General features: G+C 72.4%; 20 protein-coding genes and 2 tRNA genes. 16 read left to right on the top strand and 6 right to left on the bottom strand.

Annotated features, from left to right (window positions below):
- The first annotated feature begins 47 nt into the window (after positions 1 to 47).
- From ACO229_RS20220 to ACO229_RS20255, 8 genes are all read left to right on the top strand, one after another.
- Positions 48 to 2,528 carry an RNA degradosome polyphosphate kinase gene (locus ACO229_RS20220; RefSeq protein ID WP_423462591.1) on the top strand — a complete coding sequence of 827 codons (2,481 nt, stop codon included), beginning with the start codon at positions 48 to 50 and terminating at the stop codon, positions 2,526 to 2,528.
- A 65-nt stretch (positions 2,529 to 2,593) separates the two neighbouring features.
- Positions 2,594 to 3,547, top strand: a complete 954-nt coding sequence (locus ACO229_RS20225; RefSeq protein ID WP_397418185.1) for an NUDIX hydrolase — start codon at positions 2,594 to 2,596, stop codon at positions 3,545 to 3,547.
- A gap of 93 nt (positions 3,548 to 3,640) precedes the next feature.
- Positions 3,641 to 4,240, top strand: a complete 600-nt coding sequence (locus tag ACO229_RS20230) for a hypothetical protein (protein ID WP_397418056.1) — start codon at positions 3,641 to 3,643, stop codon at positions 4,238 to 4,240.
- A gap of 317 nt (positions 4,241 to 4,557) precedes the next feature.
- Entirely contained in the window at positions 4,558 to 5,175 is a 618-nt protein-coding gene (locus tag ACO229_RS20235) for a DUF47 domain-containing protein (RefSeq protein ID WP_397418053.1), read from the top strand.
- 1 nt (position 5,176) lies between these two features.
- Positions 5,177 to 6,181: an inorganic phosphate transporter gene (locus ACO229_RS20240; protein ID WP_397418050.1), complete on the top strand. Its 1,005-nt coding sequence runs from the start codon at positions 5,177 to 5,179 to the stop codon at positions 6,179 to 6,181.
- An 81-nt stretch (positions 6,182 to 6,262) separates the two neighbouring features.
- Complete coding sequence (locus tag ACO229_RS20245) at positions 6,263 to 7,705, top strand: sugar porter family MFS transporter (protein WP_423462592.1); 1,443 nt, start codon at positions 6,263 to 6,265, stop codon at positions 7,703 to 7,705.
- A gap of 177 nt (positions 7,706 to 7,882) precedes the next feature.
- The gene (locus tag ACO229_RS20250; RefSeq protein WP_423462593.1) at positions 7,883 to 8,386 is read left to right on the top strand and encodes a MarR family winged helix-turn-helix transcriptional regulator; all 504 of its coding nucleotides are present in this window, start codon (positions 7,883 to 7,885) and stop codon (positions 8,384 to 8,386) included.
- Positions 8,383 to 9,999 carry a DHA2 family efflux MFS transporter permease subunit gene (locus tag ACO229_RS20255; RefSeq protein ID WP_423462594.1) on the top strand — a complete coding sequence of 539 codons (1,617 nt, stop codon included), beginning with the start codon at positions 8,383 to 8,385 and terminating at the stop codon, positions 9,997 to 9,999. Before ACO229_RS20250 ends, ACO229_RS20255 begins: the two co-directional genes overlap by 4 nt.
- Before the next feature lie 62 nt (positions 10,000 to 10,061).
- Here ACO229_RS20255 and ACO229_RS20260 read toward each other — a convergent pair.
- Positions 10,062 to 10,134: transfer RNA gene (locus ACO229_RS20260), tRNA-Lys, on the bottom strand.
- Between the two features lie 215 nt (positions 10,135 to 10,349).
- Between ACO229_RS20260 and ACO229_RS20265 the strand changes: the two genes are divergently transcribed.
- Positions 10,350 to 10,634 carry an iron-sulfur cluster biosynthesis family protein gene (locus ACO229_RS20265; protein ID WP_397416583.1) on the top strand — a complete coding sequence of 95 codons (285 nt, stop codon included), beginning with the start codon at positions 10,350 to 10,352 and terminating at the stop codon, positions 10,632 to 10,634.
- Positions 10,635 to 10,736: 102 nt separating this feature from the next.
- Here the strand turns inward: ACO229_RS20265 and ACO229_RS20270 are convergent, their stop codons facing one another.
- Positions 10,737 to 11,504 (bottom strand): M50 family metallopeptidase, encoded by a 768-nt coding sequence (locus tag ACO229_RS20270; RefSeq protein ID WP_397416581.1) that lies wholly within the window; start codon positions 11,502 to 11,504, stop codon positions 10,737 to 10,739.
- A gap of 228 nt (positions 11,505 to 11,732) precedes the next feature.
- Between ACO229_RS20270 and ACO229_RS20275 the strand changes: the two genes are divergently transcribed.
- Positions 11,733 to 13,193 (top strand): DEAD/DEAH box helicase, encoded by a 1,461-nt coding sequence (locus tag ACO229_RS20275; protein WP_423462595.1) that lies wholly within the window; start codon positions 11,733 to 11,735, stop codon positions 13,191 to 13,193.
- A 115-nt stretch (positions 13,194 to 13,308) separates the two neighbouring features.
- Positions 13,309 to 13,707, top strand: coding sequence for a peptide-methionine (R)-S-oxide reductase MsrB (msrB, locus tag ACO229_RS20280; RefSeq protein ID WP_397416577.1), 399 nt, complete (start codon positions 13,309 to 13,311; stop codon positions 13,705 to 13,707).
- A 34-nt stretch (positions 13,708 to 13,741) separates the two neighbouring features.
- Here msrB and ACO229_RS20285 read toward each other — a convergent pair whose 3' ends face one another.
- Positions 13,742 to 14,278: a MarR family winged helix-turn-helix transcriptional regulator gene (locus ACO229_RS20285; RefSeq protein ID WP_397429471.1), complete on the bottom strand. Its 537-nt coding sequence runs from the start codon at positions 14,276 to 14,278 to the stop codon at positions 13,742 to 13,744.
- Positions 14,279 to 14,438: 160 nt separating this feature from the next.
- Here ACO229_RS20285 and ACO229_RS20290 point away from each other — a divergent pair, with 160 nt between their 5' ends.
- Both ACO229_RS20290 and ACO229_RS20295 read left to right on the top strand, forming a co-directional pair.
- Positions 14,439 to 15,269, top strand: a complete 831-nt coding sequence (locus ACO229_RS20290; RefSeq protein WP_397429470.1) for an HAD family hydrolase — start codon at positions 14,439 to 14,441, stop codon at positions 15,267 to 15,269.
- Between the two features lie 158 nt (positions 15,270 to 15,427).
- On the top strand, positions 15,428 to 16,849 hold the full coding sequence (locus ACO229_RS20295; RefSeq protein ID WP_423462596.1) for an FAD-binding protein: 1,422 nt from the start codon (positions 15,428 to 15,430) through the stop codon (positions 16,847 to 16,849).
- Between the two features lie 24 nt (positions 16,850 to 16,873).
- Here ACO229_RS20295 and ACO229_RS20300 read toward each other — a convergent pair whose 3' ends face one another.
- Positions 16,874 to 17,347, bottom strand: a complete 474-nt coding sequence (locus ACO229_RS20300; RefSeq protein ID WP_397429468.1) for a hypothetical protein — start codon at positions 17,345 to 17,347, stop codon at positions 16,874 to 16,876.
- A 189-nt stretch (positions 17,348 to 17,536) separates the two neighbouring features.
- Here ACO229_RS20300 and ACO229_RS20305 point away from each other — a divergent pair, with 189 nt between their 5' ends.
- Entirely contained in the window at positions 17,537 to 18,391 is an 855-nt protein-coding gene (locus ACO229_RS20305) for a glycerophosphodiester phosphodiesterase (protein ID WP_423462597.1), read from the top strand.
- Between the two features lie 3 nt (positions 18,392 to 18,394).
- Here ACO229_RS20305 and ACO229_RS20310 read toward each other — a convergent pair whose 3' ends face one another.
- The gene (locus tag ACO229_RS20310; RefSeq protein WP_397416563.1) at positions 18,395 to 19,006 is read right to left on the bottom strand and encodes an antibiotic biosynthesis monooxygenase; all 612 of its coding nucleotides are present in this window, start codon (positions 19,004 to 19,006) and stop codon (positions 18,395 to 18,397) included.
- Positions 19,007 to 19,419: 413 nt separating this feature from the next.
- On the opposite strand from ACO229_RS20310, the gene ACO229_RS20315 reads away from it, so the two are divergent.
- Positions 19,420 to 20,805: a D-alanyl-D-alanine carboxypeptidase family protein gene (locus ACO229_RS20315; RefSeq protein WP_423462598.1), complete on the top strand. Its 1,386-nt coding sequence runs from the start codon at positions 19,420 to 19,422 to the stop codon at positions 20,803 to 20,805.
- 73 nt (positions 20,806 to 20,878) lie between these two features.
- Here ACO229_RS20315 and ACO229_RS20320 read toward each other — a convergent pair whose 3' ends face one another.
- On the bottom strand, positions 20,879 to 21,223 hold the full coding sequence (locus ACO229_RS20320) for a metallopeptidase family protein (RefSeq protein ID WP_397416594.1): 345 nt from the start codon (positions 21,221 to 21,223) through the stop codon (positions 20,879 to 20,881).
- A 112-nt stretch (positions 21,224 to 21,335) separates the two neighbouring features.
- Between ACO229_RS20320 and ACO229_RS20325 the strand changes: the two genes are divergently transcribed.
- Positions 21,336 to 21,408 (top strand) — tRNA-Glu (locus ACO229_RS20325).
- The last annotated feature ends 52 nt before the right edge of the window (positions 21,409 to 21,460 follow it).

A 21,460-nucleotide genomic window follows, 5' to 3' on the forward strand; every position in this document is an offset into this window, starting at 1 on the left:
GCACGGGGAACGCCACCACCAGAACCCGGGACAAGAACGGTCGGTTCATGAAGCAGAGCCCGCCCACGACACCCGCCGAACCCGTGAACGGCACGCCCGCGGACCACGCGCCGGGCAACGTCACGTCCGCCAAGGGCTCTGCCGCGCCGGACGTGACCTCGGACGGGAAGTCCGCCGGTGGCCTCGCCGCCGCGATCCCGGCCCGGTCGCAGCGCTCCTCCGCCCCGGTTCCGGGCCGCAGCCCGGCCGACGGCGCCTCGGTGGAGGACATCCTGGACCCGCGCTCGGTCGAGCCGAGCCTGGCCGCGCACATCGCGGAGCACATCGCGGAGAGCCCGGAGGGCACCTCCCTGCTGGAGCCGCAGCTCGGCGAGCCCCTGCCGGTCGACCGGTTCGCCGACCGGGAGCTGAGTTGGCTGGCGTTCAACCAGCGGGTGCTGGAGCTCGCGGAGGACCCGCGCATCCCCCTGCTGGAGCGCGTCCGGTTCCTGGCGATCTTCGCGTCCAACCTGGACGAGTTCTTCATGGTGCGGGTGGCGGGCCTGAAGCGCCGCATCGCGACCGGCATCGCGGTCACCAGCGCGTCGGGCCTCAGCCCGCGCCGCGTCCTGTCGCGCATCTCCGAGGAGGCGCACGCGCTCATGGAGCGGCACGCCCGGGTGTTCGAGGACGAGGTGCAGCCGGCGCTGGCGGGTGAGGGCATCACCCTCGTGCACTGGGGCGAGCTGGACACCAAGGAGCAGGAGCGCCTCCACAAGTTCTTCCGCAAGCAGATCTTCCCGGTGCTCACCCCGCTGGCGGTGGACCCGGCCCACCCGTTCCCCTACATCTCCGGCCTCAGCCTGAACCTCGCCGTGGTGGTGGCGAACCCGGCCACGGGCAAGGAGCACTTCGCCCGCGTGAAGGTGCCGCCGCTGCTGCCCCGCTTCATCGCGGTGGACGCGTCGGGCAAGCCCCGCCGCCCCGGCACCAAGAAGGCCGACCCGCAGCGCGGCCCCCTCTCGTTCGTGCCGCTCGAAGAGGTGATCTCCCAGCACCTCGACTACCTGTTCCCCGGGATGGAGGTCCGCGAGAACCACACGTTCCGGGTCACCCGCAACGAGGACGTGGACGTGGAGGAGGACGACGCCGAGAACCTCCTCCAAGCCATGGAGAAGGAGCTGCTGCGGCGCCGGTTCGGCCCGCCGGTGCGCCTGGAGATCGCGAAGGACATCAGCCCGCGCATCCGCGACCTCATCGTCCGCGAGCTGGGCGTCAAGGAGGAGGAGGTCTACGAGCTGCCCGCCCTGCTCGACCTCACGGGCCTCAACCTCATCGCGGACCTCGATCTGACGTCCCTGCACTACCCGCCGTTCGTCCCGTCGACGCACCGCCATCTCGCCGAGGTCGAGAGCGCCAAGCCGACCGACGTGTTCGCGGCCATCCGCCGCCGCGACATCCTGCTGCACCACCCGTACGACAGCTTCTCCACCAGCGTGCAGACGTTCCTGGAGCAGGCCGCCGCGGACCCGGACGTGCTGGCGATCAAGCAGACCCTGTACCGGACGTCGGGCGACTCCCCGATCGTGGACGCGCTGATCGACGCCGCCGAGGCAGGCAAGCAGGTGCTGGCCCTCGTGGAGATCAAGGCCCGGTTCGACGAGGAGGCCAACATCTCCTGGGCGCGCAAGCTCGAGGAGGCGGGCGTCCACGTGGTCTACGGCATCGTGGGGCTCAAGACCCACTGCAAGCTGTCGCTCGTGGTGCGCCAGGAGCCCGACGGGTCGCTGCTGCGCTACTGCCACGTCGGCACGGGCAACTACCACCCCAAGACGGCGCGCCTGTACACGGACCACGGCCTGCTGACCTGCGACCCGGACGTGGGCCAGGACCTGACCCGGCTGTTCAACCAGCTCTCCGGGTACGCCCCCAAGTCGACCTTCCACCGGCTGCTGGTGGCCCCCCGCGCCGTACGGTCGGGCCTGGTGGAGCGCATCGAGCGCGAGGCCGCCGCCGCCCGGGCCGGGCACGAGGCGTGGGTCAAGATGAAGATCAACTCGGTGGTCGACGAGACGGTGGTCGACGCCCTGTACCGCGCCTCCCAGGCCGGGGTGCAGGTGGACCTCGTGGTGCGCGGCATCTGCGCCGTGAAGGTGGGCGTGCCCGGGCTCAGCGAGAACATCCGGGTGCGGTCGATCCTGGGCCGGTTCCTGGAGCACTCGCGCATCTTCGCGTTCGCGAACTCCGCGGGCCCGGCCCTCGGCGAGGGTGCGGCGTCCGGCCCCGAGGTGTTCATCGGCTCGGCGGACCTCATGCACCGCAACCTCGACCGCCGCGTCGAGACGCTCATCCGGATCACGGACCCGGGGCACATCGGCGAGCTGCTCGGCCTCCTGGACGAGTCCATGGCCGACACCACGGCGTCGTGGCACCTGCGGCCGGACGGCCAGTGGGAGCGCCCGTCGACCGGTCCGGACGGCAACGCCCTGCGCGACCTGCAGGCCGTCCTGATCCAGCGGCAGCGCCGCCGGCTCGAGCCCGTCCGGTGACCGGGCTCCGGTCCAGCGTGGGCACCGAACCGACGACGACGGCCAGGTCGCACACGCCCGTCGTGATGACGGCGGGCGGGCTGGTGTGGCGGCGGCGCGGCGGCGAGCTCCAGGTGCAGCTCGTGCACCGCCCCCGCTACGACGACTGGTCGTGGCCCAAGGGCAAGCTGGAAACCGGCGAGTCGTTCCAGGGCGCCGCCCTCCGGGAGGTGGGCGAGGAGACCGGCCGGGAGATCGTGCTCGGCCGCCCGCTGCCCGGGCTCCAGTACCTCACGCCGGACGGGCGTGTGAAGCGCGTGCACTACTGGGCGTCCCGCCGCGCCCGGAAGGGGCACGACGGCGCCGCCCTCACCGCGCGCGCCCCGGTTGCCCCGGTCGACCGCACCGAGGTGGACCGGAGCGAGTGGCTGAGCGTGGCCGATGCGGCGCAGCGCCTCACCCGGGCGTCGGACCGCGGCCCGCTGGACGCCCTGACGAAGGCCGACGCCGAGGGCGTGCTGAGCACCCGTGCCCTGGTCATCGCGCGGCACGGGCGCGCCGTGCCGCGCACCTCGTGGCACGGCTCGGAACGGGACCGGCCGCTCACCCCGGTCGGGCACGCCCAGGCCGCGGCGCTGGTCCCGGTGCTCGCCGCCTACGGCGTCGAACAGGTGATCAGCTCCCGCTGGGAGCGGTGCGCCACGACCATCGACCCGTACGTGCGGGCCTCCGGGCTGCGGCCGAGCTACAGCGAGTACCTCACCGAGGCGCAGCACGAGCGATCGCCGTCCCGCGTCGCGGCGACGGTGCGCGACCTGCTGGCGGAGACCACGGAGTCGTCCGTGATCTGCACCCACCGTCCCGTGCTGCCGACGGTGCTCGACGTGCTCGGCCAGCACGCGTCCCGCACCGTCGCCGACGACCTGCCGTCGGCCGACCCGTTCCTCGAACCGGGCGAGGTGCTCGTGGCGCACGTCGCCGACACGCCGGACGGGGCCCGGGTGGTGGCCACCGAGAAGGTGAGCCCCCCGGTGTGGTGACGGTGCTGTGACGGTGGTGGTGGACACACGTTCCATTTCGGCGCACTATCGGACACCATGAGCAGCGACCAACGACCGCCGAGAAGGCCGGCCATGCTGGACCCGCGGGACGCCGAGGCGCTCCCCGGGGAGGTGGATCCCGCGCTGCGTGACGAGGTCGCGCACGCCACCGCGCGCGCCCTCGTGGACCGCGCCCGGACCACCGAGGACCCGCAGGTCGTCGAGCGGCTCATCCACCTGGTCGAGAACGAGGGCCTGGACACGGTCGCGGGCCTCTGGGCCGACGCCGCCCCCGTCTCCCTGCCCGGGTCGCTCTGGCGCCTGTACGTGCTGCGCGAGTGGGTGCGCCGCGACCTGCAGACCGTCATGCTCAGGTATCGGCTCGGTGTGGAGGCCGCCCCGGTCCAGGAGGCGGTCGCGGGCGTCCCGAGCCCGCCGGAACCACGCGACCTGCAGATCCTCGCCGACGCCGTCCTGTCCGGTGTGTTCACCGGCGACCTCGCCGTCGCACTCGAACGCGCCGGTGCGTTCTGCCGCATCCTGTCCACCGGCGCGGCCTTCGACGCCGACTCCCGCGAGGTCGCCGACCCCACCGGCGCCACCCGGATGACCCGGAGCGCGAGCTCCCTGCTGCGCACCGCGGAGGAGCTGGAGCACGCCGGTGACCTGTGGCGGACGGGGTCCCTCGAGTAGGACCCCCTCGCGGGTGGTGTGACGTCCGACCCCCTTGGCAGATCCGCGCACGGGACTAGGATGGTGCAGGCGACGCCGGGCTGCGGTAGCCCCGGGCTCCACCTCAAGCCGCTACGAGCGGCCCCGCGCCGAGAGGCGCTCCCGGTTCGGCGTCGCTCTCCTTCCCCTCCGGACCAGCGGTCCTCGACCGCGGCCGGATGCCGCCCGCAGCCTGTGCCATGTGTCACGAGTGACCAAAGCGCGACCTTGCAAATTGGCGATAGTCGGCAACAGCCATACGCTGAGCCTGTTCCAGAGCCCTCAGAACGGGAGCCCTCGTGCGCCTTACTCCGCGCGACACCACGTACTTCGACCTTCTTGCCGCCTCGGCCCAGCACCTGGTCCGGGGGGCCTCGCTCCTGGCAGAGCTGCTGGGGGCGGACAAGGCGGGCCGGGAGAAGCTCGCCGACGAGATGCACGACGTCGAGCACCTCGCCGACGACGCCACCCACTCGATCATGCGGCGCCTCAACCAGACCTTCGTGACGCCGTTCGACCGGGAGGACATCTCCGGCCTGGCGTCCGCGCTGGACGACTGCATGGACGAGATGGACGAGGCCGCCGACCTCATCGTCCTGTACAAGGTCGACGCCCTGCCCGACCGCGTCTCCGAGCAGGTCCAGGTGCTCCAGCGGTGCGCCGAGCTGACGGCGGAGGCCATGCCCCGCCTGCGCTCGATGGACAAGCTCGCCGACTACTGGGTCGAGGTCAACCGCCTCGAGAACCAGGCGGACAAGCTGCACCGCAAGCTCATCGCGCAGCTCTTCGACGACCTCGCGAGCGACCCCGTCCAGCTCATGAAGCTGAAGGAGATCGTCGAGGTCCTGGAGAACGCCGCCGACAGCTTCGAGAAGGTCGCGAACATGGTCGAGACCATCGCCCTCAAGGAGACCTGAGTTGGAGGTCGCCCTCGTCGTCCTCGTGGTCGCGCTCGCCCTGAGCTTCGACTTCACGAACGGCTTCCACGACGCCGCCAACGCGATCGCGACGTCGGTGTCGACCCGGGCGCTGACGCCCCGTGTCGCGCTGCTGATGGCCGCGGTCATGAACTTCACGGGCGCCCTGCTGGGCACCGAGGTCGCGGAGACCATCGCCACGTCGATCGTCAACCTCGCGGGGGCCGGCACGCACGCCGAGCTCGCCGTCGTGCTGTGCGCACTGCTCGGCGCCATCGTGTGGAACCTGATCACGTGGTGGTTCGGGCTGCCCTCGTCGTCCACGCACGCCCTGATCGGCGGGCTCGTCGGCGCCGGGCTCGCGGGCGGCATGAGCGTCTACTGGTCCGCGATCGTGGACAAGGTGGTGCTGCCGATGATCATCTCGCCGGTGGTGGGCTTCGGCCTCGCCTTCGCCGTGATGGTCGGCGTGCTGTGGATCTTCCGCAACGCGGCACCGGCCAAGGCGCACCGCCGGTTCCGGATCGCGCAGACGGCGTCCGCCGCCGCGATGGCGCTGGGCCACGGCCTGCAGGACGCGCAGAAGACGATGGGTGTCATCTACCTCGCGCTGCTGACGGTGGGCTGGGCGAACGCCGACGAGGGCATCCCGCTCTGGGTCAAGCTGTCCGCGGCCGCGGCGATCTCCGCCGGCACCTACTCCGGCGGCTGGCGCATCATGCGCACGCTGGGCCGCAAGATCATCGAGCTCGACCCGGCGCGCGGGTTCGTCGCCGAGTCCGTGTCGGCCCTGGTGCTGTACGTCAACGCGTTCGCGCTGCACGCCCCGGTGTCGACCACGCACACGATCACCTCCGCGATCATGGGCGTGGGCGCGACCCGCCGGCTGTCCGCGGTGCGCTGGGGCGTGGCGAAGAACATCGCCGTCGCCTGGGTGCTCACCATCCCGGCCGCTGCCCTGGTGGCCGCGCTCGCGACCTGGGCGTTGTGGCCGCTGCTCACCTGACCGGTGTCGCGCACGTCACCGCGATGATCGCCACACCGCTCCGCGCGCGACCACGACCAGGTGCGACTTAGCATCGAACGCATGAGCACCACCCCATCGGCCCCGGACGCCGGCGCCAGATCAGCCCACCGCAAGGCCACGGCCCTCGCCTTCGCCGCAGCGGTGGGCGGTTTCTTGTTCGGCTTCGACAGCTCCGTCATCAACGGCGCGGTGAACGCCATCGAGGGGCAGTTCGACCTCGATCCGTCGATCACCGGGTTCGTCGTCGCCATCGCCCTGCTCGGCTGCGCGCTGGGCGCCTGGGCGGGCGGCCGGCTGGCCGACCGCTGGGGCCGCACCCACGTCATGGTGCTCGGTGCCGTCCTGTTCTTCGTGTCGTCGATCCTGTCCGCCATCGCGTTCTCCGCGTGGGACCTGGCGGTCTGGCGCTTCATGGCGGGCGTGGGCATCGGTATCGCGTCCGTCATCGCCCCCGCGTACATCGCGGAGATCGCACCCGCCTCGATGCGCGGCCGGCTGGGCTCGCTCCAGCAGCTCGCGATCACCGTCGGCATCTTCGCGGCGCTGCTCTCGGACCAGATCCTGGCGGAGTCGGCCGACGGCGCCGCCAACGTGCTCTGGCTCGGGTGGGAGGCGTGGCGCTGGATGTTCCTGGTGGCCGTGGTCCCCGCCGCCGTCTACGGCATCCTGGCGCTGCGCATCCCGGAGTCGCCCCGGTACCTCGCGGCCAGGGGCCGCGACGACGAGGCGCGCGCTGTCCTGGCCAGCGTGCTGGGCCCGGACGAGGACGTCGACGACCGCCTCGCGCAGATCCACCACAGCATCGCCGTCGACGAGGCCAACGCCGCTCAGTCGTCCCTGCGCGGCGGCACGCTCGGCCTCAAGCCGATCGTGTGGGTCGGCATCCTGCTGTCGGTGTTCCAGCAGTTCGTGGGCATCAACGTGATCTTCTACTACTCGACCACGCTGTGGCAGGCCGTCGGCTTCGACGAGAGCCAGGCGTTCCTGGTCTCGACCATCACGTCGGTCACGAACGTGGCCGTCACGTTCATCGCCATCGCGCTCATCGACAAGGTGGGCCGCCGCCCGCTGCTCCTCATCGGCTCGGCCGGCATGACCGTGTCGCTCGGCCTCATGGCGATCGCCTTCACGCAGGCCACCGGGTCCGGGAGCGACATCTCGCTCAGCGGGCCGTGGGGTGTGATCGCCCTGATCTGCGCCAACGCGTTCGTCGTCTTCTTCGGTGCCTCGTGGGGCCCGCTCGTGTGGGTGCTGCTGGGCGAGATGTTCCCGAACCGCATCCGCGCGGCCGCGCTCGGCGTGGCCGCTGCCATGCAGTGGATCGCGAACTTCGCCATCACGATGACGTTCCCGCCGCTGCTGTCGGCCTTCGGCGCGGCGGTGCCGTACCTCATGTACGCGGTCTTCGCGGCGCTGAGCTTCTTCTTCGTGCTCACCAAGGTGCCCGAGACCACGGGCATGGAGCTGGAGGACATGGGCGAGCAGAGCCGCTCCACCACCTGAGCGCGCACGCCCCGGTCACGCCCGGCGCCGTCCCCTGCCCAGGGGGGGCGGCGCCGTCGGCGTACCCGGCCGGTGTCGCGCAGGTCACACGCCCGTCGTCGAATCGGTTCCCGGAAAACCCTTGCATCTGGCAACCATCGAGATATCGTTGCCTTAAGCAATCAAATGCGAGGCACGATGACTTCCCTGTCCAGCCGGACGCCGTCCGGCACCGAAGCTCCCGCCGTCGCCCTGGTCACCGCACTCCAGAGTCTGGCGCGCGCCCAACGGGAGGCGGCGGCGCGCATCGCCCACGAGCTCGACTGGCCCAGGGCGGGCATCGCCGTGCTGCACCTGCTCTCCAAGTGCGGCCCGGTCTCCCTGACCGACGTCGCGGCGCACCTGCGCGTCGACCTCTCCGTCGCGAGCCGCCAGGTGAGCACCCTGGCCGACGGCGGCTTCGTCGTCCGCACGGTCGACGCCGACGACCGCCGCGTCCGCACCATCGAGCTGACCGACGCCGGGCGCGAGCTCGCCGCCGAGGCCCGTGAGCAGTACGCGATCCTCATCGACCGGGCGTTCGCCGCCTGGTCGCCCGAAGACCTCGACGAGGCGACCCGCACGCTGAACCGCCTCGTCGACACCATCAGTGCGGACACCGCACACCGGCGCTCGCCCCAGAACCAGCAGGAGTATGCATGACAAGCCCCAGCACAGAGACCCTCGCGGACCAGCCCGAACACCTCCAGGGCGAGCCGCCCGCCATGACGCACAACGAGGTCCTCCGCGCACTGTCGGGGATCCTCCTCGGCATGTTCGTCTCGGTGCTGGCGATGTCCGTCGTGTCGTCGTCCCTGCCGAAGATCATCACCGACCTGGGCGGCGGGCAGTCCGCGTTCACCTGGGTGGTCACGGCCACCCTGCTGACCTCGACGATCTCCACCCCGATCTGGGGCAAGCTCGCCGACCTCACGAACCGCAAGACGCTCATCCAGATCGCCCTGATCATCTCGGTGCTGTCCGCGGCCGCCGCCGGCTTCGCGCAGGACGCCGGCCAGCTCATCACCTTCCGCGCCTTCCAGGGCATCGGCGCCGGCGGCCTCCAGTCGCTGTCCGCCGTGCTGATCGCGGACATCATCAGCCCCCGCCAGCGCGGCCGCTACATGGGCCTCATGGGCTCCATCATGGGTGTCGGCATGGTCGGCGGGCCGATCCTCGGCGGCTTCCTCACCGACGCGATCAGCTGGCGCTGGAACTTCTTCGTCGGCCTGCCGTTCGCCGTCGCCTCGATCATCGTGCTGCAGATGACGCTCAAGCTGCCCAGGCGGCCGAAGGGCTCGGCCCGGATCGACGTCATCGGCGCCACGCTCATCTCGGTGGGCATCGCGACGCTGCTGCTCTGGATCACCTTCGCGGGCACGGAGTTCGACTGGCTCTCGTGGCAGACGGCCGCGATGGTCGGCGGTTCCCTGGTGGTCCTCGCGATCGCGGTGCTCGTCGAGCTGCGGGTCACCAACCCGCTGATCCCGATGTACCTGTTCAAGAACCGCACGCTCGTGCTCGCCGTCATCGGCTCGGTCGCGGTGGGTGTCGCGATGTTCGGCTCCTCGGTGTTCCTGAGCCAGTACATGCAGCTCTCCCGCGGCAAGACGCCCACGGAGTCCGGCCTCTACACCATCCCGATGGTGGTCGGCCTGTTCCTGTCGTCCACGGTCAGCGGCCAGCTGATCTCGAAGACCGGCCGGTACAAGCCGTACATGGTCGCCGGTGGCGTGCTCCTGACGGGCGGCCTGCTGCTCCTGTCGACGCTGGACTACCACACCTCGTTCGTGCTGGTCTCGATCTACCTGTTCGTCCTGGGCGCGGGTGTGGGCATGCTGATGCAGAACATGGTGCTGGCCACGCAGAACACCCTGCACATCAAGGACTCCGGCTCCGGCACGTCGACCGTGACGTTCTTCCGGTCGCTCGGTGGCGCGATCGGTGTCTCGGCGCTCGGCGCGGTCCTGGGGCACCGCGTGAAGACGGGCCTGGAGGACGGCATCACGGAGATCGCGCCGCAGCTCGCGAAGCAGGGCATCGACCCGTCCGCCTTCCAGTCCGGCGGCGACACGCTGCCCGACCTCTCGACGCTCCCGCCGCTGCTGGTCGAGGTGGTCGAGAAGGCCTACGCGAACGGCATCGCGGACATCTTCCTGACCGCCGTCCCGCTCGCCGTGGTGGCGCTGGTCTGCGTGGCCCTGATCAAGGAGGTGCCGCTGGGGCACCGGTCGGGCATCGACCAGCTCAAGGACCTCGAGACCGCCGAGGTCTGACGGGTTCGCGGCGACGGCCGCGGGCGACCTTCCGGGTCGCCCGCGGCCGTCGGCCTTTCCGGTGGGCCCCCCGGGGATCGAACCCGGAACCCGCGGATTAAAAGTCCGCTGCTCTGCCAGTTGAGCTAGAGGCCCGCGCACACTGCGGCGCGATCAGCAAGCCTACCGGTCAGGCCCGGCAGCCTCGTCGAGGTCCGCCGAGCGGGGCACCGTACGGCTTCTTCCGGCCGCTGTCACGCGCTGTCTCACCCAGCGGGAGATATCGGGTGAAACGCGTCTCACGCTTGCGGTGACGGAGTGGGCTTGGTTCGGTGGACGGGTCCGCGGAGAACCAATGTGAGGAGCTCATCGTGCTCACCGTGACTGACAACGCTCGTACGGCCGTCCAGGATCTCGCCCAGCAGGCGGGTGTGCCGGTCGAGGGCGGGCTGCGCATCGCGCAGGCGTCCGGACAGCCGGGCAACTTCGAGCTCGCGCTGGTTCCGGCACCGCAGCCCGACGACCAGGTCGTCGACGCTTCCGGTTCCACCAACGTGTTCGTCGAGGCTCAGGCGGCGCCCGCTCTCGAGGCGCTGACCCTGGACACCGACCCCCGTGCCGAGGGCCCGGGCTTCGTGCTCACGCCCTCGGCGTGACACACCGGCGCCCGCGCGGCGCCACGCACACCGACGAGGCCCCGGGCCCGCCGTACCTGGCGGCCCCGGGGCCTCGTCGTGCGTGCGGTACTGCCGGACGGGTCAGAGCGCCACGCCCAGGATCCAGGAACCGCCCAGCACCAGGGCACCCAGCGTGACGAGCAGGAACATCGTGACCCAGAACAGGCCGGGCACCCCGGTCAGGCGGGCGAGCATGTCGGCGTCCGACGTGCGGGCGTGCCCGCGCGAACGCTGCACCTGCAGCTCGAACACCGGGCGCACCGCGCCCAGGAGCAGGAACCAGGTCACGGCGTACGCCACGGAGCTCTGCACCGGCGGCTCCAGGAACCACGTCACGAACACGAGGGCCGTGCCGCTGACCAGGATCGACCACAGGCCGAACCAGTTGCGGATCTGCAGGAGCAGCAGCGCGAGGAGCACCACCAGCAGCCACAGGAGCCCGACGGCGTACCCCTGCCGCAGCAGCCACGCGGCCCCGAGCCCGATGATGCCCGGCCCCACGTAGCCCGCGAACGCCGTGATGACCATGCCCGGCCCCCGGGGCTTGCCCCGCGAGACGGTGAGACCCGAGGTGTCGGAGTGCAGGCGGATGCCCTCGAGCTTGCGCCCGGTGAGCAGCGCGCCGAGGCCGTGGGAGGCCTCGTGGGCGATGGTGATGACGTGCCGCGTCACGTGCCACAGGGGCCGGAACAGGACGACGACCAGCGCGATCGCGCACATGGCGAGCACCGTCGCGTTCGACGGCGGCTCCACCGGGGTGACCGCGTTGGTCCAGATGGTGCCGAGCACGTCGCCGATGGCGGCGAACGGTCCGGCCGTGCTGGTCGCTGCGGGAATCATGCGGCACATAGAACCACACCGAACGTGACGTTCGCCGCAGCCGGGTGTCACAGGGGCGTGAGATAGTGGGTGGCCGTGGGCGGCTCCAGCCGCCTGCCGTCGTGGCCCCGGCCCGGGTGAGAACCCGCCGCCCGGTGTGAGCACGGCGGACCACCGGCGCGAGTCGCGCCGCCACCGAGCCCGAGAGGCCCAGCTCCTTTGACCACCTTTGCCGACCTCGGTCTGCCCGCTCCCGTCGTGAGCGTCCTGACGGACCGCGGCATCACCACGCCTTTCCCCATCCAGACGGCATCGCTGCCGGACTCCCTCGCCGGGCGGGACGTGCTCGGCCGCGGCCGCACCGGCTCCGGCAAGACCCTCGCCTTCGCGCTGCCGGTCGTGACGCGCCTCGCGACGTCGAGCGCCCGCGCCGCCGCGGCGGGGCAGCCTCGCCGGGTCGCGGGCCGCCCCCGCGCCCTCGTCCTCGCGCCCACGCGCGAGCTCGCCAACCAGATCGACGAGACGGTCGCGCCGCTGGCGCAGGCCCTCGGTCTGAAGACCACCACGATCTTCGGCGGCGTGGCGCAGTCGCGCCAGGTCACCGCCCTGAACGCCGGCGTCGACATCGTCATCGCCTGCCCCGGCCGCCTGGAGGACCTGCTCGGCCAGCGGCACCTGACGCTCGACGACGTCGAGATCACCGTGCTGGACGAGGCCGACCACATGGCCGACCTCGGCTTCCTCCCGGGCGTGAAGCGCATCCTCGACCGGACCGGCGCCCGTACGCAGCGCCTGCTGTTCTCCGCCACGCTCGACAACGGCGTGGACGTGCTGGTCAAGCGCTACCTGCACCAGCCCGTCACGCACTCCGTGGACGAGGCCGCCGCCCCGCCGCCGCAGATGACGCACCACATCCTCGCCGTCGCCGACAAGGAGGCGAAGAAGGACGTGGTGCACCAGCTCGCGCAGGGCACGGGCCGGCGCGTGCTGTTCACGCGGACCAAGCACCAGGCCAAGAAGCTCGCCAAGCAGCTCACCGTCGCGGGCGTGCCCGCCGTGGACCTGCACGGCAACCTCGGCCAGGGCGCGCGCGAGCGCAACCTCGCCGCGTTCTCGTCGGGCGCCGTGAAGGTGCTGGTCGCGACGGACATCGCCGCCCGCGGCATCCACGTGGACGACGTCGAGCTCGTGGTGCACGTGGACCCGCCCGCCGAGCACAAGGCGTACCTGCACCGCTCCGGGCGGACGGCGCGCGCCGGCTCCGGCGGCGACGTCGTCACCATCATGCTGCCCGAGGAGCGCGGTGACGTACGGGACCTGACCCGCCGCGCGAAGATCACCGCCCGCCCGCAGGACGTCGCCCCCGGCGACGCGACCGTGAGCGGCCTGGTGGGCGAGGTCGCGCCGTACGTGGAGTACGTGCCGCCGGCCCCGCAGCAGCAGGGCCGGCAGGGCGCCCCCAAGCAGGGCGGCGGCCGGTCCCGGTCGGGACGACAGGGCGGCGCGGGCACCGGGCAGGGCGGCGGCGGCCGTCAGGGCCAGGCACGTGCCCAGGGCGGCGGTCAGCCCGGCGGGCAGCGCGGCGTCGCGCGTCCGGCGTCGGGCAGCGGCGGCGACCAGGCCGCGCGGGCGGACGGCGCGCCTCGCCGCCGTCGGCGCCGGGGCGGCCGCGGCCGCGGCCGCGGTGCCGGCAACCCGAACGCCTCGGCCGCGAACTGATCCCGCTCGGCGTGTCAGACCCTCAGGTCACCCAGGTGACCTGAGGGTCTGACGCTTTCGTAAGAACTGGAACACCCGCGGCCGGCGGGCAGTTGCTCTGTGCGGAGGTGTCGAGATGACCTACAAGATTTCGAAGTCCGACCAGGAGTGGCGCGAGCAGCTCTCGCGTCAGGAGTACGCGGTGCTGCGCCAGGCGGGTACGGAGCGGGCGTGGACGGGCGAGCTGCTCGACGAGAAGCGCACCGGCATCTACCGGTGTCGTGCCTGCGACGCCGAGCTGTTCCGCTCCGACACCAAGTTCGACTCGCACTGCGGCTGGCCGTCGTTCTACAGCCCGCTCGCGGGCGACTCGGTCGAGCTGATCGAGGACCGCTCCCACGGCATGGTGCGCACCGAGGTGCGCTGCGCGACCTGCGGCTCCCACCTCGGCCACGTCTTCGACGACGCGCCGCAGACGCCGACGGGCGACCGCTACTGCATGAACTCCGTCAGCCTCACGTTCGAGGAGCACTGACCGCGGAGCGGGCACTGACGGCGCACGCGCCGGCTCAGTGCCCGTTCTGCTTCCAGGCCACGATGTCCGTCGAGTAGCGGCCGAGGAGCCTGGCCAGCTGCGCGACCTCCTCCGGCTCCCAGGTGGCCAGCGCACCCTCCAGCATGGCGACACGGCTGGCGCGCGCCCGGTCGAACCGGGCCGCGCCGTCGGGCGTCAGCGTGATGAGCTGGCCGCGGCTGTCCTCCGGGTCCACGGTGCGTTCGACGAGACCCAGCTCGACCAGACGGCTGAGCTGCCGGGACACGGTGGCCCGCCCCACGCCGAAGAACGACGCGAGGTCCGAGCCGCGGGTGCCCGGCCGTTCGGCGATGTGCGCCAGGAGCGGGTAGGCACTGGCGTCGAGCTCCGGATGCACGCGCCGGGCGATCGACGCGCCGGACGACTGCGCCCGGCGGATCAGCAGGCGGATCTCGCGCTCCAGGCCTTCGAACGGCCCGAGGCCGGCCCCGTCGTCGGCGGGCACGCGCCCGCCGTCCTCGACCTGGTCGTCGGCGGTGTCCGTACCGGACCTGCCTGCACTGGAGAGCATGCGCCCATGATGACGCCTCCGGCGGCCGGATCCCAGCCCGGGGCGCGGAAAATCCCCCGCCGGGCACGAGGCGGGGCGAGAAAGGTCCGGCGAGAATCCCGTGCGGCACGGCGAGCACCCGTTCCCCGCCACCCGCTCCGTGCCACTACCCTCCTGTCCCATGACGTCAGCGACGCCGCGGCCGAGCGCACAGCACCTCGACCTCGCCGGCCCGACGCTGATCGCGTGCGACATCGACGGCACGCTGCTGCGCACAGGACACCCCGTCTCAGCGGCCGTACGCTCCGCCGTCGCCCAGGTCCTGGCAGCCGGGCAGCATCTCGTGCTGGCCACCGGACGCTCGCTGGTCGGGGCGCTGCCCGTCGCGGTGCAGCTCGGGCTGCCGGACGCCTGGATCGTCGCATCGAACGGCGCGGTCACCGCCCACCTGGTCGGCACCGACTACGAGGTCACGGACCTGCACGCCATCGAGCCGGAGACCGTGGTGCGCCACGCCGTGGCAGCGGTGCCCGGCATCCTGATCGCCACCGAGATCGTCGGTATCGGCTACCGCGTGAACCACCCGTTCCCTGAGGGTGAGCTCAACGGTGAGCAGCACCAGGTCCCCGCGCTCCTGGACCTGTGGGCGGAGTCGACGCCGCGCCTGGCCCTGCACGCACCGGAGGTCCACACGCTGGTCCCCGCCCTGCGCGAGCTGGGCCTGACCGCCATCGCGACGCGGCCCGACTGGGTGGACGTGACCCCGCCGGCCCTGTCGAAGGCGAGCGCCCTGGAGAAGGTCCGCGCCGCTCTCGGCGTCCAGGACGACGCGACCGCGGCGCTGGGCGACGGCGAGAACGACCTGGAGATGCTGGCGTGGGCGACGACCTCGGTCGCCATGGGTCACGCCCCCGACCGGGTCCGCGCCGCCGCCGACCGGGTCACGGGCACGATCGACCAGGACGGCGCGGCCACCGCGCTGCTCTCGCTGCTCGGCCGGGCGGCCTCCTGACCCGCCAGACCGGGTGATCCCAGGGGCGTTTGTCCGGTTAAGCCGGAAAAGGGCCCAGGATATGACGGATCACCGGAACATCACATCCACGGAAAGAGCACCATCCTCAGCACCCCTACCGGTACCGTGGTCGCCCGACACGACGCTGAGGGGTACCCATGGCACAGCTCGACCGCCGAACCTTCCTGGCAGGCGCCGCCGTCGTCGCTTTCGACCCGGCCACCTCCCGCTGGCTCACCACGCTCCCCGAGAACACCGGGGCCATCCAGGTCCCCCACCTCGACGGTGAGCTCGTCACGGACGAGGCGTCGCTCACCGAGGCGGCCACCGACTACGGCCACCTCGCCCACCGGCTGCCCCGCGCCGTGCTGCGACCGGGCTCCGTGGACGACGTCGTGACCGTCGTCCGCTTCGCGAACGAGCACGGGCTCACGGTCGCGGTCCGCGGCCAGGGCCACTCGACGTACGGCCAGGCACAGGCCGACGGCGGCGTCGTGATCGACTCCCGCACGCTCGCCACCATCCACGAGATCACTCCCGACCACGCGGTGGTCGACGCCGGCGTGCAGTGGCTCGACCTCGTGCGCACCGCTCTGGCCGACGGCGTCGCGCCGCCCGTCAGCACCGACTACCTCGGCCTGTCCGTGGGCGGCACGCTCAGCGTCGGCGGCATCGGGGGCGCCTCGCAGCACTTCGGGCTGCTGGTCGACAACACCCTGGAGCTCGACGTCGTCACGGGCGACGGACGCCTCGTCACCTGCTCGGCCGACGCGGAACGTGACCTCTTCGAGGCCGTGCTGGGCGGGCTGGGGCAGTTCGCCGTCATCGTCCGCGCGACCGTCGGGCTCCGGCTCGCCCCCACCTCGGCGCGGGTCTACACGCTGACGTACCCGCAGGTCACGGACCTGACAGCGGCGCAGCGCACCGTCCTGGCCGACGGCCGTTTCGACTACCTGGAGGGTCAGTTCGTCCCCACGGACGACGACGACTTCGCCTTCGTCCTGGAGGCCGGCGCCTGGTTCACGACCGAGCCGCCCGACGACGACGCGCTGCTGGCGGGCCTCACGCCGTCGGGCATCGACGTCGTGGACGTGCCCTACTTCGAGTGGCTGAACCGCATCTACGAGACCGTGGAGCAGATCGAGGCGCTCCGGCTGCCCGGCCCGTGGCTGAACCTGCTCGTGCCCGACTCCGCCACGGACGAGATCGTCACCGAGCTCCTGACCACCCTCACCCCGGCGGACGCCGGCGGCGTCGCGCTGCTGTACCCGACCGACCGCACCCTGATCACCCGGCCCCAGGTGATGGTCCCCGAGGGTCCCGTGTTCTTCCTCCTGGCGCTGCTGCGCGCGGTCAGCCCGCCCGACGACGCCGAGGCCGAGCGGCTCATCGCGGCCAACGACGCGCTGTACGCCCGCGTCCGCGCCGCGGGCGGCACGCAGTACCCGGTGAACGCCCTGCACCTGAGCACCGCCGACTGGCGCGCCCACTACGGTGACCGCTGGCCTCTCGTACGCCAGGCCAAGGACCGCTACGACCCGCGGCGTGTGCTGACGCCCGGTCAGGGCATCTTCGGCTGACCGACAGGCGGCTGCGCAGAGGGCTCAGCAGAGAGCCTCGTACTCCTTGAGGCCCTCGACCGTCGAGGCCACGTCGAGCTCGATCTCCTGTTCCGTGCCGAGATCCAGCCCTTCCTGGAGCTGCAGGAACGGGACCCGGATCTTCTCGACGGGCCCCTGGAACTCGTCGGGCACACGGGTGCCGAGCCGCCCGAGCTCGACCGCGAGGGCGTGCATCTGGTCCGCCGACGTGCCGTCGAGGCCGTCGCTCGCCCCGACGAGGGCGGTACCGATGCGCGACTCCAGCGTCGGGTCGCCGTGCACGTACATGGCGGCGCACGCCTGGTTCGCGTCCAGGGGCGCGTCGCGGTCCGTCGGCTCGGGCGCCGTGGCGCTCGCGCCGCCCGACGGCGACGGGCTCGCTCCGGCGTCCGCCCCGTCGTCGGCGGAGCAGGCGGTGAGCAGGAGGAGCGTCGCGGTGACGGCGGCGATCCCGAGGGCGCGGGCAGGTCGGACCATGCCGCACATGAAACCACCCGGCGCTGGGAATCCGCGCATCCGGTGGGTATCGCCCTGGTGACCGACACGACGGTCCCGGGACCGGCCGGTGAACGGTCCTGGAACACTCCCGGAACTCACCTGGCGGGCCTGTGACGGCGTCCTGCGGCGGGCCTAGCGTGGAGACAGAACCGCAGACCGGAGGTCAGCATGACCGTCGCCCGCCCCGCCGTCATCGCCCACCGCGGCTACTCCGCGGTGGCGCCGCAGAACACGCTCGCCGCCATCGAGGCCGCGTGCCGCGCCGGCGTGGATGCCGTCGAGATCGACCTGCAACCCACCGCGGACGGTGTCGGCGCGGTGATCCACGACGAGACCGTCGACGCGACCACGGACGGCACCGGCAAGGTCGCTGCCCTGACCTCGGCCGAGGTGCTCGCGCTCGACGCCGGTGCCCGGTTCGCGCCGGCGTTCGCCGGGCAGCGCGTGCCCACGCTCGACGACGTGCTGGGCGTGCTGGCCCGGCACCCGGAGACGGACCTGCTGCTGGAGCTCAAGGGCTCGTGGGCCGCCGGGCAGGTCGAGCAGGTCGCAGCCACCGTGGCCGCCAGGGGGTTCGACGAGCGGGTGCTCGTGCAGAGCTTCTGGCCGGGCACGGTCGCGACGGTGCGCGACGTGGCCCCGCACCTGCCCGGCGGCCTGCTCGTCTCGTTCGACCCGCCCGGCCTGCTGCGCCTGTGCGAACGACTGCGGGTGGTGACCTGCAACCCGTCGGTCGCGACGGTCGCGGGCAGCCCGCGACTCGTGTCCCGCCTGCACGCGGCCGGCCTGCGCGTGATGGCCTGGACGGCGAACGACCCGGCAGCCTGGACGACGCTCGTCGCCGCCGACGGCGGCGCGGGCGTCGACGCCGTGATCACGGACCGCCCCGAGCGTCTCGCCGGCTGGCTCGCAGGCCGCGGGAAGCAGGCGCCGGCCGCCCCGGTGGCGGGGCGCGGCGGCATCCCGCTGCGCCGCCGCGTCGCGGCCGCACCGGCCCGGCACCCGGCGCTGGGGCGCGCCTGACCGCTACGTGGCGTGCAACCAGCCGTGCAGACGGCGGGTGACCCACGGCAGCACCCAGTACGCCATGATCGGCGTCAGGACCAGGGTCGAGATCAGCACCCTGAGCACCAGCGGCACGCCGTCCCAGCCGGGTACCAGGTAGGTGAACAGCGCGGTGAACAAGAGGTTCACCGGGAAGAACCCGAGCCAGATGCTCGTCGCCTGCTTCCACCGGGGCGGTACCACGACAGCGGCCACGTCGGCCGGCTCGTCGGTCCGGCTGGGGTCGTCGAACCAGCCCTCGATGCCCGTGCGCTGCTGGTAGCGCAGCTCCTCGACGAGCCCTGTGCCCTGCGCCAGCCAGTCCCGGCGTTCGGCGGACCGCTCCCAGGCGGCGAGCCGGTCGGCATCGGCGAAGCGGTAGAGCATGTGCCAGTCGCGAGAGCCCTCGGCGGCGCGGATCCAGCCCGAGCCGAGGAACCCGTCCCAGCGGTTGGCGAGGTTGACGCCCGACTGCACCCAGCTGGTGACCTCGGGAACGTGATCGGGATGGACGACGCGGTGGATGGACACGGTCACGGGTTGTCCGGCAGGGGTGGGCACGGATCCGTTCGCGGCCTGTTCGTGATGGGCCATGCCCTGAAGTGTCACGCATGGCTCGGAACCCATCAATGTGAGCGCGCACACCCCGGGTTGTCGGCCCTTCACGTCTGCACCACCATCCGCCCGCAGTTTTTGTGAGGCATGCCTCTGGTTCGGGGGTTACATAACTCTTGGACGGTCGTTCAATATTGAATCGTTGCCGCACGGAACCACCCCCCTGGGCCTCATGCGCCTGGTTTCGTGCGGCAACCGCCATGACCGCGCCGGACGCGCGACGTGGCCTGACAGCAGCCGGTGCGCGCGACGCCGTCCGTCCGAGGGACCCCCCTGCCCCTCACGGTGCCGCCCGCGCCCGGCCGCGAGAACGGAATCCGCGTGCCCCAGACGCAGAACCCCGTCGCGCCCCAGGCGCGTCCTGTCCCTGTCCCCGAGCGTCAGGTGCGCCCTTGACGCGCGATCACCGGCTCGTCCCCCGTCGCACACGACGCCCGGGCGCGCACAGGGCGCACACGACGGTGGCGGCGCACCCCGCGCACCCCGTCGTCCGCCGTTCCTCCTTCGCGATCGCCGCCGCGCTCACCTCGGTGGCTCTGACCACCACCGCGGCGGTCAGCTTCACCGGGAACGACGGCGGCGCCCCCGCCGCCGCACCCGCTGCGGAGCCGACCGTGCAGCCCAGCGCGGCAGCCGCCGACCCCGAGGTCCGCTCCGCCGCCAGCAAGGCGGACGCCGTCCTGACGGACGCCGCCTACGTGACCCGCGAGGGTGACCTCTCGGCGAAGGAGCGCAAGCAGGTCCGGACCGCCGCCCAGGACCTGCGGGCCATGGTGGACCAGGCCCGCGAGACTCCCGCCGCCTCCACGGCACGCCCGGTCGCCGCCTCACGCAGCACCGAGCGCACGTCACTCGCCGAGCGGGCGGCGGACGCCTCCGCGGAGCGTCCTGACGACGCGGCGGACGAGGGCAGGTCCGGCACGGCGGAAGCCGACGCCGGGGCGGACGCCACCGAGCCCACCAACCTGGCCGGCACGACCACCGGTGCCGCGCCCCTGGCCGACCAGGACGTCACGGGCCTCCCGATCCTCGACACCCCGCTCGCCGACGCCGTCGGCGAGCCGGTCGACACCTCGCTCGGCGAGACGACCGCTCCCGCCGAGGCGGATGCCGCGGAGGCCGAGGCTCCCGCGGCCCAGGCCGCGGCGGCCCCGTCGGCCGCGCGGATCGAGAAGGTGACCACGTCGCTGCAGCGGCTCATCGCCCGTACCGACGCCGACGCCGTCGTGTCGGTCAAGGCGGGCCCCACGCCCGAGGAGATCGCCGCCGCGAAGAAGGCGGCCGAGGAGCGCCGTGCCGCCAAGGCGGCCCGGGCCGCGGAACGTGCGGCGGCCGAGGCCGCCGCGAAGGCGAAGGCGATGGCCGAGGCCGCGAAGAGCTACGGCAACGGTCAGATCCCGGCGGACGTCCTCTGCGGGCTGAGCTGGGCCCCGGGCGAACAGCTCCGGTGCGACGCCGCCGCGGCTCTCGAGGACCTGAACGGCGCGTTCCGCGCGGCGTTCGGCCGCAACCTGGCCATCACCGACGGCTACCGCTCCTACGCGGAGCAGGTGGCGGTCGCGGCGAGCCGGGGCGCCCTGGCCGCCGTGCCGGGTACGTCCAACCACGGCTTCGGCCAGGCCGTCGACCTGTCGGGCGGCATCGAGTCGTTCGGCAGCGCCGAGCACGCCTGGATGGTCGCCAACGCCGGCAGGTACGGGTGGGAGCACCCGTCCTGGGCCCAGGCGGGCGGCAGCAAGCCGGAGGCCTGGCACTGGGAGTACGGCACCACGTACTGACCCGGCGCGGGCACCACAGGAGCGCCTGCTCGGCCGTCCGGCCGGGCAGGCGCTCCTGTGCGCGTCCGGGCGGTCAGCCCCAGCCCAGCTCGTGCAGGCGCGCGTCGTCGATCCCGAAGTGGTGCGCGATCTCGTGGACCACGGTCACGGCCACCTCCTCGACGACGTCCTCGCGCGTGTCGCAGATCGCGAGGGTCGGGTTCCGGAAGATGGTGATGCGGTCGGGCAGCGCGCCCGCCGCCCACATGTGGTCACGCTCCGTGAGCGGTACGCCCTCGTAGAGGCCCAGCAGCTCGGGATCGTCCGCGGGGGCGTCGTCCTCGACCAGCACCACCACGTTGTCCATCTGCGCCGCGAGGTCGGCCGGGACCAGGTCCAGACCGTCGCTGACAGCGGCCTCGAAGTCCTCGCGCGTCATCTCCACCACGCCCCCATCATCCCCGACGGCGCCACCCGGCGGACACGACGGGACGCACCCTGCCACGAGGTGCGGCGAGACCGCCGAGCGCCTGTAGACTTGCCGCGTTCCAGCCCCCATCGTCTAGCGGCCTAGGACCCCGCCCTTTCACGGCGGTAGCACGGGTTCGAATCCCGTTGGGGGTACGAAGGGGCTCGCCAGAGCCACGTCTCGACCGCTGTGAGGCAGGTCATCACG

Origin of the sequence: Promicromonospora sp. MS192 (assembly GCF_049532985.1) — a bacterium.
Lineage (GTDB): Bacteria > Actinomycetota > Actinomycetes > Actinomycetales > Cellulomonadaceae > Promicromonospora.

Excerpts from the sequence above, each read along its gene's own strand:
- ACO229_RS20310 (WP_397416563.1), bottom strand. The coding sequence starts at position 19,006 with ATGGCCCATCACGAACAGGCCGCGAACGGATCCGTGCCCACCCCTGCC.
- ACO229_RS20295 (WP_423462596.1), top strand. The coding sequence starts at position 15,428 with ATGGCACAGCTCGACCGCCGAACCTTCCTGGCAGGCGCCGCCGTCGTC.
- ACO229_RS20250 (WP_423462593.1), top strand. The coding sequence starts at position 7,883 with ATGACTTCCCTGTCCAGCCGGACGCCGTCCGGCACCGAAGCTCCCGCC.
- ACO229_RS20290 (WP_397429470.1), top strand. The coding sequence starts at position 14,439 with ATGACGTCAGCGACGCCGCGGCCGAGCGCACAGCACCTCGACCTCGCC.
- ACO229_RS20245 (WP_423462592.1), top strand. The coding sequence starts at position 6,263 with ATGAGCACCACCCCATCGGCCCCGGACGCCGGCGCCAGATCAGCCCAC.
- ACO229_RS20285 (WP_397429471.1), bottom strand. The coding sequence starts at position 14,278 with ATGCTCTCCAGTGCAGGCAGGTCCGGTACGGACACCGCCGACGACCAG.
- ACO229_RS20220 (WP_423462591.1), top strand. The coding sequence starts at position 48 with ATGAAGCAGAGCCCGCCCACGACACCCGCCGAACCCGTGAACGGCACG.
- ACO229_RS20300 (WP_397429468.1), bottom strand. The coding sequence starts at position 17,347 with ATGGTCCGACCTGCCCGCGCCCTCGGGATCGCCGCCGTCACCGCGACG.
- ACO229_RS20230 (WP_397418056.1), top strand. The coding sequence starts at position 3,641 with ATGCTGGACCCGCGGGACGCCGAGGCGCTCCCCGGGGAGGTGGATCCC.
- ACO229_RS20255 (WP_423462594.1), top strand. The coding sequence starts at position 8,383 with ATGACAAGCCCCAGCACAGAGACCCTCGCGGACCAGCCCGAACACCTC.
- ACO229_RS20225 (WP_397418185.1), top strand. The coding sequence starts at position 2,594 with ATGACGGCGGGCGGGCTGGTGTGGCGGCGGCGCGGCGGCGAGCTCCAG.
- msrB (WP_397416577.1), top strand. The coding sequence starts at position 13,309 with ATGACCTACAAGATTTCGAAGTCCGACCAGGAGTGGCGCGAGCAGCTC.
- ACO229_RS20320 (WP_397416594.1), bottom strand. The coding sequence starts at position 21,223 with ATGACGCGCGAGGACTTCGAGGCCGCTGTCAGCGACGGTCTGGACCTG.
- ACO229_RS20305 (WP_423462597.1), top strand. The coding sequence starts at position 17,537 with ATGACCGTCGCCCGCCCCGCCGTCATCGCCCACCGCGGCTACTCCGCG.
- ACO229_RS20270 (WP_397416581.1), bottom strand. The coding sequence starts at position 11,504 with ATGTGCCGCATGATTCCCGCAGCGACCAGCACGGCCGGACCGTTCGCC.